The 16,243-nt window shown below is 49.3% G+C and carries 6 protein-coding genes; 4 read left to right on the forward strand and 2 right to left on the reverse strand.

Annotated features, from left to right (window positions below):
- Positions 1-133 precede the first annotated feature (133 nt).
- Positions 134-1,165 (reverse strand): LacI family DNA-binding transcriptional regulator, encoded by a 1,032-nt coding sequence (locus CZ379_RS02550; RefSeq protein WP_110930172.1) that lies wholly within the window; start codon positions 1,163-1,165, stop codon positions 134-136.
- A 627-nt stretch (positions 1,166-1,792) separates the two neighbouring features.
- On the opposite strand from CZ379_RS02550, the gene pulA reads away from it, so the two are divergent.
- Positions 1,793-9,934 (forward strand): type I pullulanase, encoded by an 8,142-nt coding sequence (gene pulA / locus CZ379_RS02555; RefSeq protein WP_110930173.1) that lies wholly within the window; start codon positions 1,793-1,795, stop codon positions 9,932-9,934.
- Positions 9,935-10,147: 213 nt separating this feature from the next.
- Here the strand turns inward: pulA and CZ379_RS02560 are convergent, their stop codons facing one another.
- Positions 10,148-11,893, reverse strand: coding sequence for an alpha-glycosidase (locus CZ379_RS02560; RefSeq protein WP_110930174.1), 1,746 nt, complete (start codon positions 11,891-11,893; stop codon positions 10,148-10,150).
- 705 nt (positions 11,894-12,598) lie between these two features.
- Here CZ379_RS02560 and CZ379_RS02565 point away from each other — a divergent pair.
- The 3 genes from CZ379_RS02565 to CZ379_RS02575 all read left to right on the forward strand — a co-directional run bounded on the left by CZ379_RS02565 (position 12,599) and on the right by CZ379_RS02575 (position 16,171).
- A complete protein-coding gene (locus tag CZ379_RS02565; RefSeq protein WP_110930175.1) occupies positions 12,599-13,933 on the forward strand; it encodes a sugar ABC transporter substrate-binding protein in 1,335 nt (444 codons plus the stop codon).
- Between the two features lie 91 nt (positions 13,934-14,024).
- The gene (locus CZ379_RS02570; RefSeq protein ID WP_110930176.1) at positions 14,025-15,329 is read left to right on the forward strand and encodes a sugar ABC transporter permease; all 1,305 of its coding nucleotides are present in this window, start codon (positions 14,025-14,027) and stop codon (positions 15,327-15,329) included.
- Positions 15,326-16,171, forward strand: coding sequence for a sugar ABC transporter permease (locus CZ379_RS02575; RefSeq protein WP_110930177.1), 846 nt, complete (start codon positions 15,326-15,328; stop codon positions 16,169-16,171). The genes CZ379_RS02570 and CZ379_RS02575 overlap by 4 nt, the downstream gene beginning before the upstream one ends.
- Positions 16,172-16,243 lie beyond the last annotated feature (72 nt).

Raw genomic sequence — 16,243 nt, forward strand, 5'->3', positions numbered from 1 at the left:
TTGAACAAACTGTTAAAAATAAAAGAAGCAGCAAGGCTTCAATTATTTTAAGTAAATAGGGCTTTATGTGAAGAATAAGTTCAGCCCTATCCGCGTGGACAATGACTTGATGAATCCTTGTGATCCCTCCCCGTTATGAGCGGACGGAATGGATGGATGATTCGCGGATCATCAGTCGGTGCGGGATAATCTGGCGCTTCTGGTAGGAGGCATCCTGATTATTTTTGATCGACTGGATCAGTACCTGGGAAGCGGTATATCCCAAATTGTAAATGCCGATATCGATACTGCTCAGCGGCGGCGTCGACAATTCGGATAAAGGTATATTGTTAAAGCTCACCAGACACAAGTCTTCGGGCACATTATATTTAAGTTCATGCAAACCGCGCAATATTCCGAAGGCGACGACATCATCGATCAGGACAAGTGCAGTCGGGCGATTCGGAAGATTCATGAAGAACGACATGGCCCGGTAGCCGCTTTCCTGCAAAAATTCTCCCTCTACGATCCACTCGGGACGGGACTCAAGTCCGGCATCTGCAAGAGCTTTCATGTAACCTTTCAGCCGATCCTTGGAAACGACAAGCTCCGGTGGGCCGCTTACGAATCCGATGCGTTCATGTCCAAGTGAAATCAAGTGCTTGGTCGCATCGTAGGATGCCTGTACGTTATCGGTGTCCACGGATAAAATATCAGGATACTGGTCGCTCCGTCCGATCAGGACGAAGGGATGGCCGTTCTCATGCAGAAAGTCGATGACAGGATCGTCTGTTCTGGAATAGAGAAGAATAACTCCATCAACCCGGCGGCCGTTAAGCAGTCTGGAGACGCCTTCGACCTCTTCTTTCTCATTGGCTCCTGAGCTGATGAGTATATCATATCCCAAACGGCTTGCCTGAGTGACAATGCCGCGGATCAGCTCCATAAAAAAGTAATTGGAGAACAGTTCTTCGGCCGATTTAGGAAGCATGATGCAAATGCTGTTCGTTGTCTTGGACACTAGGCTTTTCGCCATAATGTTGGGGTGATACCCGAGCTGCTCCATGATCGCCTTTACTTTCTGAGAAGTCTCCGTGCTGATTCTTGGATGATTGGACAGCACCCGGGACACGGTGGAGGGAGATACTCCGGCCTTTCTAGCAACATCTTTAATAGTTACAGCCATAATAACCTCCTGTGGAACCGTTTGCTTTACATTGTAATCTTAATCCAAAGGTTAGCGAAAGTAAATAGATAATCCCCGACAAAGTGTGATATTCAGGGATATACTGCGCAATTTCTTGGAAAATATACGGTAATAATCGTAATTTTGAATATGAATGGGACATTGAGGAATCTAGAGGAAATTAAAGATAATGAGATGAAAATGCTTAAAAACAGCTTATGCAAACGTTTTAATTAAGTTAAGCGCTTAAGTTATAGTGGTGATGCGGATACAGCGCTTACATAAATTTTGGCAGTCATGGAAAGAGAATTTTTCGAGAAATTGTGGTAACGTTTGCGCAAAGATGGCTTCAATTTCGATGTAAATGAGGCGCAGAAGGGGGGGAGTGACTTTTATATAAAGCTGAACTCAACTGCTCGATCTTATGAACGTAATCGTCACAAAAGCAGGTCATAAGACTTCGACATGCTTACATTGTCAATTCTATCAACGGATCTCAAATCTACCCAATTACATTAAGTCTTCTTTACAGATTTAAAGCTGCGAAAGTGAATTTATTTAACTGTAGATCAGAGGAGATTATTTCAGTTTCATATTTTTTTGAGTGGAAAGGGGTTCAACGCTCATATGGCTAATCAAAAGTCACTTCGCTTTGTTGCATTAGGACTAGTTATGTTGATGGTCGTTAACTTGCTGGGGATGGGTCAAGCGTTCGGTGAAGCTAATTCACAGACATCGTCCGTTGTCATTCAAGAAGCTCAGAATGAACTGCAGAGTCCCTTATTTCATGGGGACGGTTCTGTGACTGTAACAGGGGTCTCGGAAGCGGGCAGGCTGTTCGTGGTAGGGAACTTTAGCGCATCCCGCTGGAATAGCTTCGTAGAAATGACGAAAGTAAGCTCTTACAACGAGAATGGAACCGAGATGAACGTATATTCATACACTATTCCGAAAACGGATTTCATCGCGAATAAAGGAGTTGTCGAATATAAATTTTCGACAGCAGAGGGAGATTGGGATGCATCTTATGCCGATCCTCGCAACGTGTCTAAGATTAGTGTCAACTCCGCGATTTATAGCTTAAGCATGCATGATGCAGCGGGGCATCCACCTGGCGGTGAAGTGGTTCCGGGGCAGTCTTTAGAATTGAAAGCTGTAAGAATCCTTGCAGATGGCACGGTCTTGAATTTAACAGACTACGCCATGTGGTCATCTAGTCCATCTGGCGACATTTCTGTAACTGGCGGTAAAGTGAAGGTTGCCGATCAAGCAGCAACTGGAACGAGTACAGTTATAACGGCCGTCTATGAGGATATTGCAACAGAAGTGAATTTGAAGATTGTTGATCAGATTCTTGCCAGCCCTGTCATTCATGGGGATGGCACCGTGACCTTTAACAATAATAGCCACACAGGGAACGAGCTTTACGTCATCGGCTCCATGAATGGCTGGTCTCTGGATAAGAGCGAAGCGATGGTCAAAGATGCAGGCGGCGTGTTCTCGGCCACGATGAGCCTTTCGCCGGGCTCTTATCAATATAAGTTTAATTCGAGCCGTTTGAATTGGGATGTTAATTTTGCAGACCCGCTAAATCCTTTGCAAAGTGAAGGCAATTCGGTTCTGCACGTTCCAGGTATTCAAATCGGGCTAACGGATACAGTCGGTAAGGGAAGCTCGACACAATTAAAGGCGACGTTCATTCGAGCGGATGGCACGACCGCGGAGGTATCTCCACAGTGGTCTCTGAAGGAGAGCGGCCTAACCGGGGTTGCGATATCCGAAGGCAAGCTTGTCATCGCGGACGATACGACTGTAACGAAATTTACGATTGTTGCCGAGCATGATGGGCGAAGCAGCGAGAAGGAAATAACCGTGGCATCGGATCTATACACCTTCAATCTGCATTATTACCGTTATGACGGCAAGCAGGGCGACTGGAATATGTGGGTTTGGCCTGAAGGAAAGGATGGCGGCAGCTATCCGTTTACAGGTGTGAATGCAGACGGATTTGCGGTCGGAGTATATACGTCGGCTTCGCCGAAGATTGGCGTCTTAACGCGCTTAAGCGTTCCGGGCAACGATTGGAGCGCGCAGGAAATGGATCGCAAGGTGGAAATGCCGGCGGGCCAAACTACAGCTGATGTGTACCTGGTGGAGAACGATCCGAAGGTATATTTTGCAAGACCGGATACTTCACCAAAGTTCAGCGCTGTGATGGCGGATAGCTTGGATACATTAATCGCTGAAGCCAGCAGCGCAGTAGCGGATGCGGATGTAAGCACCATTGAGCTTACGGATATAACAGACGGGAACAGAAAGCTACCGGTGAATGCCGTCAAAATGAGTGACCGCAAGCTTAGAATCACGATAGCTGACCCGCAAGAGTTCGATGTTACTCATGTATATACCGTAGAGACAGCCAATTTGGCGCCTACTCCGGTGACGATGCGCAAAATATTGGACGATCCATCGTTCTACTACGCCGGCGAAGATTTGGGGCTAACCTACACTGCAGCGGGCAGCACGTTTAAGTTATGGGCACCAACCGCAGCCAAAGTCAGCGTAGCGTTGTACGGCAGCGCGGGCGATTATAACGAGAATGGTCTCGTAACGGATCATACAGGCGGAACGGAGCATGTGCTGAGCCGGGCAGCAAGCGGGGTATGGTCGAGTACAGTATCCGGCGATTTTAAAGGACAATTTTATATGTACAAGGTAGAGTTCGCGGATGGCACGGTAAATTATGCGGTGGATCCGTATGCTGTTGCCGTATCAGCGAACGGACAGCGCACGGCGATCATCGATTTGCGGGACACAAATCCATCGACGTGGACGCCGGACATGAAACCGTCGTTAGTCCAGCCTACCGATGCGGTGTTATACGAGCTGCACATTCGCGATTTCTCCATCAGTCCGGATTCGGGCATGTCGCATAAAGGGAAGTACAAGGCTTTTACGGAGAAAGGAACGACAACATCCCAGGGGCTTCCCACGGGAATCGATCATCTAAAATCACTTGGAGTCACGCACTTGCATTTGCTGCCGGCCTATGATTTTAAGACGGTCAACGAGCTGGCGGTGGACGACCCGGCTTCCGCTGCCCCGAAATACAATTGGGGATACGATCCACAGAACTACAATGTGCCTGAAGGAGCTTATTCCAGTAATCCTAGCGATCCTGCGGCGAGAATCCGCGAATTCAAGGAAATGGTTCAGAGCCTGCATGACGAAGGCATCGGCGTGGTGATGGATGTCGTATACAATCATACTTTCTCGATTGAAGACGGGCCTTTCAACCGAATCGTTCCGGGTTATTATTATCGGACGACAGACAACGGAACGTATTCCAACGCTACGGGCGTAGGCAATGAAATCGCTTCGGAGCGCCCGATGGTTCGCAAATATATCCGCGATTCCGTGAAATATTGGGCGCAAGAATACGGTGTGGACGGCTTCCGCTTTGACCTGATGGGACTTATCGACATCGAGACGATGACCGAGGTGACGAGTGAACTGCACCAGGAGGTAGATCCCGGGCTGATCGTGTATGGCGAGCCATGGGATATGGGGCCGACGCCGCTGCCGCAAGACCTGAAGACGATCAAGGGGACACAGCGCAATAAAGGCTTTGCTGTATTTAACGATGATGTTCGCGGTGCAATCAAAGGGGACAGCGACGGAGCGGGCAAGGGCTTTGCTACGGGTGAGCCCGGTCAGGAGGCCGCGGTCGTCACCGGAGTCAAGGGCGCGACAGAGTCCTTCGCGGCGATGCCATCGGAGGCGGTGAACTATGTTACCGCACATGACAATTTGAATCTATGGGATAAAATCGTTAGAACCCAAGGGCTGGATGCTGATCTCGGCATGTTGAATATACGGGATGGCGTGCTGGAGGGCGGAGGAAACATCGAGAATGCGGTCGATGCTGCCCAGCCTTACAAGTATGTCGGCACGGGCAATGACGTATTTGACAATGAGACGGTAAGGCGCTCGCTGCTGGCGAACGGGATCGTACTGACTTCACAGGGGGTACCGTTCCTGCATGCGGGCGACGAACTGCTGCGCTCTAAATACGGCGATCATAACAGCTATCGAAGCCCGGATGCGATTAATCAGATCCGTTGGGAAAACAAGGACAAATTCAATCCGATATTCGATTATTATCAAGGCTTAATCGAGCTGCGCCAAAGCCATCCGGCCTTCCGGATGAACTCCAAGGAAGCAATCGCTAACCATTTGCAAGTGACGAAGAGCGATGGAAACATCGTGTCATTTCAATTGAAGAATTATGCAAACGGTGACACCTGGAACAATATCGTCGTCATTTACAACGCCAATCAGACGGCTCAAACCGTAGCGCTTCCCGGTGGTTCGGCCTGGAATATCGTTGTTAATGACCGGGCTGCCGGGACGGCGAAGCTGGGAGCACCGGTAACAGGCAGCGTCCAGGTTGCCGGATTGTCGATGATGGTGCTGTACGACGAAGAAACGGTGTACACGCCGGAGGTGAGCAAAATTGACCTGACTCCTGACACCTTAGGGCTGGAACCAGGCATGATTCGCTCAATGACGGCCGTTGTTCGCGACCAGAAGGGCAACCCGATGACAGGAGTAAGCATCGAGTGGAGCACTTCAGACAGTACGGTTGCCACAGTAAGTGATAGAGGATTGATCAGTGCCAAATCGGCAGGGACGGCAACGATTACGGCAGCTGTTGGTCAGGTTCGGGCCGTTTCTACAATACAGGTCGGCACGTTGCATCCAACTACACTTACGTTAACGGGGGCGAGCGAGGTTTATGCTACCCAGTCAACGACTTTAAGTGCGACGTTGAAGGATCAATTTGGCCAGACATTGAAAGGCAAGACGCTAGCCTGGAGCAGTTCGGATGCTTCTATTGCAACCGTAAGCGGGGCTGGAGAGGTAAAGGGGCTTAAGCCGGGAACTGTGACGGTCACAGCCCGTATCGGAGAGCTTAAGGCCGAAAAGCAACTAAAAATTCTGCCTTTTGTTAAGAAAACAGTACAACTGCGCTATACGCGTCCGGATCAAAATTATGAAGATTGGAACCTCTGGATTTGGGGAACCGGGGGCGTGAGCGATGGACAGGTGAATTTCACGGTTCGGGACGGCGTTGCGATCGCGAACATCGAGACTGCACCGGACAGCAGTTCTGTTGGCTTTGTCGTCCGCAAGGGCACCGACTGGAGCACGGCGAAGCAGGATATTCCCGATGACCGGAATATTCCAATCGGAACCGGGCAGACCTTCGTGAAGGTGAATGTGCAAAGCATGGTCATGGAGATGGATATATTGCCAGAGGTAAGCGGGCCGGTATTGAATGAAGGAAATATTATTTTCTATTACCGGGATGACAGCCTCTTTCGACAAGACGCGATGCCTACGATATCCGGTGTGAAGCTGAATGTGTCTTCCGGGCAGGCTGAGCAAAGCTATGACATGATTTATGATGCGAAGAACGAGTACTTTTCGTATACCTTGGAAAACGTTGAGCCAGGCAAATATTATTATGATTTCACGGTTACGCGGAATAGCCAGGATAGCATTGTTCCTGATGACAAAAACCCGCTGCGTGAAGGCAATCGCTCTGTAGTCGAGTTTCTGAAGCCAGAGCTGCAGATTCAAGGGGAGGTGTCTCCTGCAAGTCTGAATGGAACGATAGCCTACGATGAAAATGCAGTGCTGACGCTGAAAGTAACCGGGGATGAAGGCGTAAAGCTGCGCGAGGCCTATGCGGATTTAAGGGGGCTTGGGGGCGATGCTAAAGAAGTTATTGACCCGCAGTTGCTGGAACGGACAATTTCTGTTGCGGACCACATTACAGCGGGTATTAAAACAATCGGACTGACGGTCATTGATGAGTACGGCAATAAGCATCACGGTACGGTCAAAATTACAGTACAAGCGAGAACGGGGAACTCGCCGTTGGATTTCGACTGGGATGAGGCAAGGATCTATTTCTTGCTGACAGACCGTTTCTATAATGGTGATTCGAGCAATGATAATCCAAACCAAATCCCGGGAAGCTATGATCCTGCTCAGCCGGAAGCATACCATGGCGGCGATATCCGGGGAATTATCGAGAAGCTTGATTATTTGGATAAGCTGGGGATTAACACGATTTGGATTACGCCGATTGTAGACAATATCGATTTTGATGTTCGTCATGGCAAGAACGGGCCGCAATTTGGCTACCATGGCTACTGGGCTAAAAATTTCGAGATGATGGATGAGCATCTTGGCGATATTAACGATTTCAAGGAGCTTATTGACAAGGCTCATGATCGCGGAATCAAAATTATGGTTGACGTAGTGTTGAATCATGCCGGATATGGCCTGAAGCAAGGCGATCAGGCAGCAGAAGTTCCGGGTTATCCGGCCGCCGCCGACCAAGAGAGATTCGCAGGCATGCTGCGTGACGGAGGCACGGATACGGTTCGCGGTGAACTAGCGGGACTGCCTGATTTCAAGACGGAGGAAGCCGCGGTCAGGGATAAGCTGATTGAATGGCAGGTCGACTGGCTGAAGAAGGCGCGCACTGATCGGGGAGATACCATTGACTATTTCCGTGTAGACACGGTGAAGCACGTCGATGAGACGACCTGGATGGCCTTCAAGAATGAGCTGACGAAGGCGAAGCCGGATTTCAAGCTGATTGGCGAATATTTTGGGGCATCTCCAGGCAATACCGGGGGATTTCTGGGGAACGGGCAAATGGATTCTTTATTGGATTTTCAATTTAAGGACAAAGCCAGAGACTTCGTGAATGGCCAAATTGATAGCGTGGAGTCCTATTTGCAGCAGCGGAACGGCATGCTGACGAGCGATAAGACGTTCGGGCAATTTTTAAGTAGCCATGATGAGAGCGGGTTCCTGTCCCACTATGTGGACGGGGATATCGGTAAGCTGAAGGTTGCGGCAGCGCTGCAAATCACGAGCAAGGGCCAGCCGATCATTTACTACGGTGAGGAATTGGGGCAATCGGGCAGTACAGCCGGCGACATGGATCTTGGCGAATTCAATGAGAATCGGGATGACATGCCTTGGGATAAAGTAAACGGGCGCGATGCCAAGGCGATGGATATTCACGGTCACTACACCAAGCTGCTGCAAATTCGGGCGAAGCATTCGAAATTGTTCTCCAAGGGAGCGCGGGCGAAGCTAGCCGGATCGGATGAAGGCGGGTATGTCGTATTCTCCAGAACGTATGGAGATGAGGCGGTGATCGTGGGATTAAATACGAAGGCAGAGGCCAATACGGCCGAATTTACAGTTCCTTACGCCGCTGGAACAATCCTGACGGAGGAATACAGCCAAGGCAAATACACAGTGGCTGACGGCGGTAAAGTGTCTGTAACTATTCCGGGCAGAGATCAAGGCGGTACCATTGTGCTGTCCGCTCCGAAGCAAGAAAAGCCGCAGGAGCCTGGAAATGGGGATTCGGGTTCTTCACCCTCCTCCTCCTCATCATCGGGGAGTGGCAGAAGCGGAGGAAAGGATAGCGCGGCTCTCCCAAGCGATGTACAGCTTGTGAACAACCCGGTTGCGGAGAATGGCGCAATTAGGGTCATTGCCGAGCCGGGAAAAAGCAAGCTCGTGCTGCCGGCGAACGCTGCCGCTATGGATGGGACGAATGGGCTTACTCTGGAGACGGAGCCGTTTACGCTGGAAGTGCCTGCTTCTGTCGTGAAGCAACTGATCGGCTTGATTTCGGGCGAGGGCTCCTTGAACAGTGCTTCTTCCAATGGCACTTCTTCAAACAGCACTGCTTTAAAAGGTACGTTGAACGATGTTCCGTTCAGCATTCTGGACGGTGCTCATATTGTCTTCTCCTTCGAGCCTTTATCCAATGAGGAAGGCCGGAGGCTGCTGAAGCTGGCTGAGCAGGGTGAACGTGCCGATCTTACATCACAAGGAAAGGTATATGAACTGGCGCTGTACGTTGTGACAGAGGACGGGAAAATACTGACTTTGGATAAGTATGCTGCCCCGCTGCATATTCACTTTAATACCGATGCAGCATCTGTCGGTTCAATGACAGATTTGCGGGGAGTGCTGGGGATATACCGTCTTAACGATGACGGTTCGCTGTCCTATGCTGGGGCTCGCTGGTCGGAGGACGGACTGTCAGCTAAGCTGGACGCACTTGGGAAGCTTGTGCTTGTAAGCTATGACAAGATGTTCAGTGATGTTCCCTCAGAACATTGGGCCAGCGGTGTCATTCAGCAGCTAGCGGCCCAGCAAATCGTCGCGGGGGTAACTGAGGATACTTTTGCGCCATCATCCAGCGTGACGAGAGCGGAGTTCACGGCTATGCTCATGAGAGCGCTGAGCATGGAGCAGGGGCTGGAATATCAAGCATCCGCTAGTATGATTTACAGCGATGTGCTTCCAAACGCATGGTATGCAGATGCAGTCGAAGCAGCCCGTACGGCAGGCATAGTAAAAGGACGTGCAGACGGCACCTTTGGCAGTGCAGACGTCATTACTCGCGAGGAAATGGCGGTCATGCTGATAAGAGCCTATGCCGTAATGAATGGTCTGGAAAGTCCAAATGGCACTGACGGTAACCCATTCAAAGACAGCCATAGCATTGCGTCTTGGGCGCAGCAGTCGGTGTCAGAGGCAGCAGCACTAGGCTTATTGCAAGGCAAAGGCAGCGGTCTATTCGCGCCGAAGGATCGGTTAACCCGCGCCGAGAGCGCGCAGGTGATTTGGAAACTGCTGCAGGAGCAGCAACAGAAGTAATAGAAGCATGAAAAAATGAGAGACCCTAGGGCGGAATAAATTACGCTCTAGGGTCTCTTTATTGTTAACGGTACAAAGCGTCAAGGCTCAGCATAGAGGCGCCCGGACGCCATCCTGCAGCGAAACATCATGCAATGGGAGCAGGTGGCTCGATGCAGCGGACAATCCGTACATAGCACCCAAGCTCATGCTGGTTTGCAGGCGGGATGCGCCTTACTTTGATCTCGTCAAGATGGCATAGCCGTAGGCTGGCAGCTTGACAGAGAGCATTCCGTGCTCGGTTGGCCATTCCTGGCCGCCAAACGCCTCCGTCCACGCCACGCCGCCCGTTTCGACTTGGATCGTCTGGCCGACACTGTCGTTGTTCAGGAGTACCAGCACCGACTGCTCGCCGAGGCGCCGTTCGAAGGCCAGCTTGCTTCCGTTCGCTTCCGCATCAAGGAAGTGGATGGAGCCGGTTCGAAGCGCCGGAAGTTCTTTCCGGATCGCGATTAGCTTCTGGTAGAAAGCGAACAAATCGCGGTCCTGCTTAGCTGGATCCCACTCCATGCATTTGCGGCAATCCGGGTCTTGATCGCCGTCGAGGCCGATCTCGTCTCCGTAGTAAATACAAGGTGTTCCACTGTAAGTGAACAGCAGAATCGCGGCAAGCTTCATCAGATCCTTGCTGCCCTCGCAAAGGGTCAGAAGGCGCGGTGTGTCATGGCTGTCCAGCAAGTTGAAGGCAACCTCGCTTGCCTGCTGTGGATAGCGGGACAGCTGCTTTCCGATCGCATTAGCAAACCCCTCCGAGTCTAAGGTACGCCGGACGATGAAGTCCAGCACCGCCTCGGTGAACGGGTAATTCATAACGGCATCGAATTGGTCGCCCTGCAGCCAGCCGGATGATTCATGCCAAATTTCGCCGAGGATGTAGGCGTCGGGGTTGGCCTTTTTCACAACTTTCCGGAAGTCTCTCCAGAACTGGTGATCCACCTCATTCGCGACATCCAGGCGCCAGCCGTCGATCCCGATCTCCTTGATCCAATACTCTGCAACATCCAGCAAATACTCCTTGACCTCGGGGTTTTCCGTATTCAGCTTAGGCATATGCGGCTCGAAGGAGAATGTATCGTAAGTCGGCACTCCGTCCTTAACCTCCAGCGGGAACTCGCGCACGACGAACCAGTCCTTGTAGCGCGACTGCTCGCCCTTCTCCAAGACATCAACAAAAGGAGCGAACGTTTTGCCGGAATGATTGAAGACCGCGTCGAGCAGGACGCGAATACCGCGTTCATGACAAGCCTTCACAAGTTTTTTTAATGTTTCTGTATCCCCGAAATGCGGATCTACCTTCATGTAATCGGCCGTGTCGTATTTATGATTCGTGGTCGCTTCGAAAATAGGAGTAAAATAAATCGCGTTAATCCCCAGCTCGCTTAAATGATCGAGATGATCGATGACGCCCTGCAGATCGCCGCCGAAGAAATTATGCCGTTCCGGCTTTCCGCCCCAAGGAAGGACATTGTCCGGGTCGAGGCTAGGATCGCCTTTAGCGAAGCGTTCAGGGAAAATTTGATAGAACACCGCGTCCTTTACCCATTCCGGCACCGTGAATACATCGGCGGGATTGATGTATGGATAATCGAAGAGCCGATCCGGGATTGCCGGACGCTCCTTCGAGAACTCGCTCTCCGTCATCCAAACTTTCTCATCCCCCGATTGCAGCAGGAAACCGTATTTCAAGCGGCGATAAGGGGGCTTGACGATGCATGCCCAGTAATCGAACAGTTCGTCGGAGGCCATTTTGGACATCGGAATCAATTCCTTGCTTTGATCCCATATGTATTTGTCGCCAGTAAAGGCATAAACATGGGTAAGGTCATTTTTTTTGGCCCGCAGGCGCAAGTGGATCGTATCGCGATCATAGGCGTAGGACCAGTTTAGCTTGGGGCGGTGGTAGACGGCTTCAAGTAGCATTGCATTTTTCCTCCTAAACAATAAGTGATATGAGTACAGAAATCGCACAGGATTAATGGAATAAGTATGGATCGAAACATAACGATTCTATACTCAAGTTGTTTGATTCTCTCGTCACGCTGGCAGCTTTAAATCAATGAAACTGAAGGCTTTTCTAGCTAAAAAAGGCACACCAGGGCCAAATTACAAAGAGCCGAGGATGTACCTTTACGATAACAGCGCCTTCAGTTTTGGAACTGAAACATAATGCCAGCAAGGAGTTAACCGTATTCATGGTTGGATTATAGCATTGTTCAAACCATTGCACAAGCCATGAAATAACACCTGAAATTTAAAAGTTAAGAGCAAGGGAATTTACAAGTATAAATTCAATTAAACCGCGTATTAGAAAGGATTATGTTATAAACCAAAGGTGGTAAGTAGTGAAAAAGTAATAAAAATAAAGATATTTTGCGAAAATAAGAGTATTTATTAGATATTTAGAGGTAAAGTGGTTTTATTTAGCATAAACGATATGTGCAAACGTTTTTACAATAGAATTGTTGTGTTGTATGATGTGGGCGAGGATAAAGCGCTTTCTACTCGAAAAATCGGTCGAATAGTCATGTTATACATATAGAACACCGAGAAAGATTGGTTTTTCTGAAATCGTTTGCGCATTTTTCCGTAATTGCACTGGTTATTAATTTTAGGGGGGTTAGCTTTATGAATTTCAAAAAACCGTTTAGAAAAGCGCTGGTTCTGGTCGCAGCAGTAACTTTGGTAGCTTCATTGACCGCCTGTGGTTCGAAGAGCAGTAATAGCGGAGGTAATGGCGCGAATACTCCAGCACCGTCAAATGCGGCAGAGAACAAGGGGAACAACGCCGTCGTCCAGGATGGAGAGTTGATGCCTGAGGCTGGGGCGGAGCTTCTAGTTTGGGAGAGCAGGGAAGAGGTTGCCTTCACAGAGGAAATCGCTAGACAATTTGAGGAGAAGTACGGCGTCAAGGTAAAAATTGAAGAAGTCGCAACTCCGGATCAAGTGGGCAAATTAACGACGGATGGTCCTTCAGGACTTGGCGCGGACGTAGTCATTATTCCGCATGATCATCTCGGTAATGCAGCGGCATCGGGATTGATTCTAGAAAATGATGTCTTTGCAGAAGAGACGATGAAGAACAACACCGAAGCGTCAATTATCGGGTCTACATTCGATGGCAAGTTGTATGGTTATCCGAGAGCAGCCGAAACAACGGCCTTGTTCTATAACAAATCGCTCGTTCCTGAACCGCCTAAGTCCTTCGAAGACTTAATTGCCTTCGGCAAAACGTTTACGGATAAGTCCAAGAAGAAGTACGCTCTGATGTGGGAAGCGGGAAATATGTATTTCAACTATCCGTTTATCGCTAGCGGCGGAGGATACCTCTATGGCGCAAATGGCACCAATAAAGATGATATCGGTCTTGCCCAAGAAGGCGTTGCTGAAAGCATGAAGGTATACCAAAGCTTGGCGGAGATTCTGCCAGTCAAGAGCGGCGATATTAACCCGGACATTAAGCGTGGTTTGTTCGGCGCAGGTGACGTAGCGATGGACATCAACGGCCCTTGGGAGGTTGCTGGTTATAAAGAAGCTCTGGGCGACAATCTAGCGATTGCCCCAGTGCCAACGGTGAACGGAAAAACAGCGATTACCTTTTCTGGCATAAAAATTTACACGGTAAGCTCCTTTGCAAAATATCCGAATGCAGCTAAATTGTATGCGCAATTCGCTACAACCAAAGAAGCTCAGCTGCTGCTGAATGAAAAGATCGGCTCGGTTCCTACCAACCTCGAAGCGCTCGAAGCCGATCAAATCAAGAATGACCCTATCGTGTCCGGATTTGCCGAGCAGGCTAAAAACTCGGAGCCGATGCCTTCGATTCCTGAAATGGCCAACGTATGGGCGCCTGTAAATGCAGCCATGGCCGATATTTGGGATAACAAAGCAGATCCAAAGGCAGCTATGGAAAAAGCAATCACACAAATCCAGGATTTGAACAACGGGCTGGCTGCGGAGTAACGCCTATAGCCACAAACGGAATTAAGTTCACCCGCCGCGATCTGCGGCGGGTAATTCCTTTGATGATCAAGGGAGAGGAGAAGGAGGAGAAATGAACCGACACCATCAAACGCGAGCAACAATACTGTCTTCACTCTTTATGGGATTGGGTCAAATATACAACAGACAATTCGTGAAAGGCGCAGTGCTTGCCGTATTCGAAGCTGCGTCCGTGATTTACTTCGTTTCTAATCTGAGGTATGCGCTTTGGGGAATCGTGACACTCGGCGAGACTCCAAGAACCGCGGCTAACATGCAGCCTGGCCAATATGATCATTCGATCTTTATTTTGATTCAAAGCTTGATTACGCTTCTATTCTTGATCGTATTCCTGATCGTGTACTACCTAAATATTCGGGACGCAAGAAAAATAGGCGGCGAGCGCGATGAGGGCAAGAAAGCAAACAATATCAAGCAATCCATTCGTTACATACTCGATTATAAGTTTGCTCAAACTTTTTTGGGTATTCCCGCAATCGGTATTTTGTTCTTTACGATTATGCCGATCATCTTCATGGTTATGATTGCCTTTACGAACTATTCCTCGCCGAACCATGTGCCGCCAGGCAAGCTGGTAGATTGGGTAGGCTTCGATACATTTAGAAATTTGCTCTCTCTCAAAAGCTGGAGCCATACTTTTTACGGAGTGCTGACCTGGACGATCATTTGGGCTGTACTATCGACGGTGACCACCTATTTTGGCGGATTGCTCGTTGCTCTGTTAATCAATCAGAAGGGAATCCGCTTCAAAGGATTTTGGAGAACGATTCTGATTCTTCCTTACGCGATTCCGCAGCTGATCTCGCTGCTTGTGATGAGAAATATGTTTAACGGCGAATTCGGCCCGATTAACCAATATCTTGGCTATTTTGGATTAGCCGGATTGCCGTGGCTGACAGATCCATTTTGGGCGAAAGTAACGGTTATCATCGTCAATATGTGGGTCGGTATTCCGGTATCGATGCTGTTGATTATGGGAGTGCTGACTACGATTCCGAGGGATATGTACGAAGCTGCCGAGGTGGATGGAGCCAGCGGATATCAGAAATTCCGGATTATTACACTGCCGATGATTTTATTTACGACGGCGCCTACGTTAATCGCGCAGTTTGCCGGCAATATCAATAACTTTAATATGATCTTCCTGCTAACGGGAGGAGATCCGGTCAAAGGGGACTACCAGTATGCCGGGGCAACGGATTTGCTCGTGACCTGGCTATACAAATTGACTTTGAACCAGAACCGATACAATATGGCTTCCGCGGTCGGAATTATTATTTTCCTGATCATCGCCTCATTCTCGATTTATAACTATCGCAGAACAAAGTCGTTTAAAGAGGAGGACATGATCCAATGAGCAAGCGAAAACTTCGTAACTACATACGGCTGACAGCCAGCTATATTACCTTGGCGATTTTGGCGATTTGCGCGATTTATCCTGCGTTATGGATCGTCTTTGGCTCGCTTCGTCCAGGAACCTCGCTCTATAGCAAAACGCTGCTGCCGGAGACGCTTACGTTGAAGCATTATTATGGGCTGTTTAACTCCAGAACGATTTTATTCGGTCAATGGTATATGAATACTTTGAAGGTCGCTATTTTCTCGATGCTTCTCGGCGTGACTTTAACCTTGTTGACCAGCTATGCGGTATCGCGATTTCGCTTCAAAGGGCGGCAAAATGCGCTATCCGTCATACTGGTTCTCGGGATGTTTCCTGGCTTCATGAGTATGATTGCAATTTTCCTTCTGCTTAAAGAGATGCAGCTGCTCGATACTCATCTTGCTCTGATTATGGTCTATGCAGCTGGGGCGCCGCTGGGGCTGACGCTGATCGCCAAGGGATTCTTTGATACCATCCCGCGTTCTCTGGATGAGGCGGCTCGGATCGACGGAGCCAGCAACTTCAAAATATTCACTTCGATTATTTTGCCGCTTTCCAAGCCGATTTTAACCTATATGGCATTATTGCAATTCGTTGGGCCGTGGGTGGATTTCATATTTGCCAGATTGATTCTGCGCAGCAAAGATAAATGGACGGTTGCAGTTGGGATGTGGGATATGGTTCAGGCCAATCAGAACTCGAACTTTACGATGTTCGCGGCCGGAGCAGTGCTCATTGCTGTGCCGATTACGATTCTATTTATGTTTATGCAGCGTCTGCTTGTGGATGGACTTACGTCTGGGGCAAGCAAGGGCTGATGTTGAGCCCTACGGGGCTCATATATAACAATCGTTTTGTCGTTAAGGTATAGACTCGATTATTTGGAGACT

Source organism: Paenibacillus bouchesdurhonensis (assembly GCF_900155685.1).
In the GTDB taxonomy this organism is placed as follows: Bacteria; Bacillota; Bacilli; order Paenibacillales; family Paenibacillaceae; genus Fontibacillus; species Fontibacillus bouchesdurhonensis.

What these genes read in the sequence shown, in the direction of transcription:
- CZ379_RS02550 (WP_110930172.1), bottom strand. Translation starts at nt 1,165, where the DNA reads ATGGCTGTAACTATTAAAGATGTTGCTAGAAAGGCCGGAGTATCTCCC.
- pulA (WP_110930173.1), top strand. Translation starts at nt 1,793, where the DNA reads ATGGCTAATCAAAAGTCACTTCGCTTTGTTGCATTAGGACTAGTTATG.
- CZ379_RS02560 (WP_110930174.1), bottom strand. Translation starts at nt 11,893, where the DNA reads ATGCTACTTGAAGCCGTCTACCACCGCCCCAAGCTAAACTGGTCCTAC.
- CZ379_RS02565 (WP_110930175.1), top strand. Translation starts at nt 12,599, where the DNA reads ATGAATTTCAAAAAACCGTTTAGAAAAGCGCTGGTTCTGGTCGCAGCA.
- CZ379_RS02570 (WP_110930176.1), top strand. Translation starts at nt 14,025, where the DNA reads ATGAACCGACACCATCAAACGCGAGCAACAATACTGTCTTCACTCTTT.
- CZ379_RS02575 (WP_110930177.1), top strand. Translation starts at nt 15,326, where the DNA reads ATGAGCAAGCGAAAACTTCGTAACTACATACGGCTGACAGCCAGCTAT.